This window comes from Streptomyces sp. NPDC002403, assembly GCF_053593015.1.
The window spans coordinates 1-1,559 of the sequence record NZ_JBSFBQ010000151.1 but is presented as its reverse complement, the minus strand read 5'-3'; the positions used below and the strand labels follow the sequence as shown (position 1 = coordinate 1,559).

Here is a 1,559-nt window from a genome sequence, read left to right as displayed (position 1 = left end):
CGTTCCAGGGCTCCGACACCGGCCACGAGGAGCGGGTCGAGTTCGGCGGTGGGGCCGAAGACCTGCCGCAAAGCCCGCACCAGACGGGCAGCCTGATCGGCGGTGTGTTGCGGGAGCGGGCCAGAGCCGGTGGTAAGACCCATGGCACGTGCCAGCTGCTCCAGCGCCTCACCCTCCGGCTCCGGCCGGAACTCCTTCCACCGACCCAGCCCACCCCGACTGTCGACTTCGATGACCAGCGCGTGGCTTGTCCCGGCGCCACTTGCGTCTCCGACGCCGTGGGTGGGGGCGTAGAGGGGTTCGCCGGCTTCGATGGACAGGATCTGGGCGGATTCGCCGGTGGCCAGCGGGTCCACAACCCCTTGCGGCACGGCGGCCGCATAGCACCGTGAGACGAGGATGGGCACGGGGCGGCCTTGGGCCTCTTCGCGCAGTCTGTTCAGGCTGGGGCGCCGTTTGAGGTAGCCGCCTGCGGACCGCGGCGTCCCCCACAGCTTCTTGACCTCTCCGTTGATCCGCGCCAGCCACGTGAAGCGGCCGTGCTTGTCGGAGTGACCGTCGAAGAGGTACATCTTCAGGGCCGGGTCCACGTCCGCCCACGCCGTGGGCGCTGTCCCCACCGGAACAAAACCGTCATGGGCCGGATCCTGGTGGTACACGGAACTCGCAGATCGCAGCCGAGAATGGTAGCCGCGGGCCTCGGCCCGTGCCTGTTCGGAGTTGTCGAGGGTGGAGCGGCCGATGGACTCGCCTGTTACGGGGTCGATGAGGGCGTGAGTGATCAGTTCCTGGTCGAGCACCCAAAAGCGATTGCCCTCCCAGTCGTAGAGCCACTGGCCGTCGCTGCCCGGTTCCGTCCCTGGCGGGGGCAGCAGTCTGGGCGGGCTGACCACCCACTGCCCCACCGGCTGCTTACCCGGGTCATCGTCGAACCGGGCCGGGTAAGTCATGCCGGTCTCCTCGTCGAACAACAATCCGGCGCGGCCGGTGGACGTCCACACGGGTTCGCCGATGGCATTGGCCACGGTCCGTGCCAGCTCCAGCGCCAGATCCATTCGGTGAGGGGTGAGCAGGAGAATCGGGGCGCCGGACGGTCGGACCGGGTCGTGCGCGATCAGCTCGGCGAGCACCTCCGCGGAAACCGGCCGAATGCCCTGAGAGATCTGGATCCGGAACCGGCGCCCTTGCGGCCTCGTCTCATCCTCATCCTCATCCTCATCCTCATCGAGGATGGTTTTGTAGAGGAACGTGTTGGCAGGCCAGGGGGCGTCGGCAAGACTGCCCTCGCCGAGTTCGAGGTCGTCGTCATCATCATCAGTGTTCTTCAGCAGGTCGACGGCACTGAGATTCAGGTTCTCTGGCGACATGTCGTTCCAGTCACGGCCCAGGTTCTGGCCCTCGGGGGTCGTGAGCAGCCATGCGTTGTCGTAGGCCCCCTCGGACTGGAGATAGTGGGCTTCCAGAGCTGCCAGGCTGCGGGCCCGCCCCTCGCGCCGTGCCGCGTCCACCGCCAGCACGGCCCGGCGGCGCCGGTCGGCCAGGTCCGTCACATAACCAAG

1 protein-coding gene is annotated in these 1,559 nt (G+C 67.8%); it reads right to left on the bottom strand.

Annotation, left to right across the window (positions count from 1 at the left end):
* Positions 1–1,559: lonely Cys domain-containing protein (locus tag ACWCPY_RS43250; RefSeq protein ID WP_451274682.1), on the bottom strand; the 1,559-nt coding region annotated here is incomplete at both ends.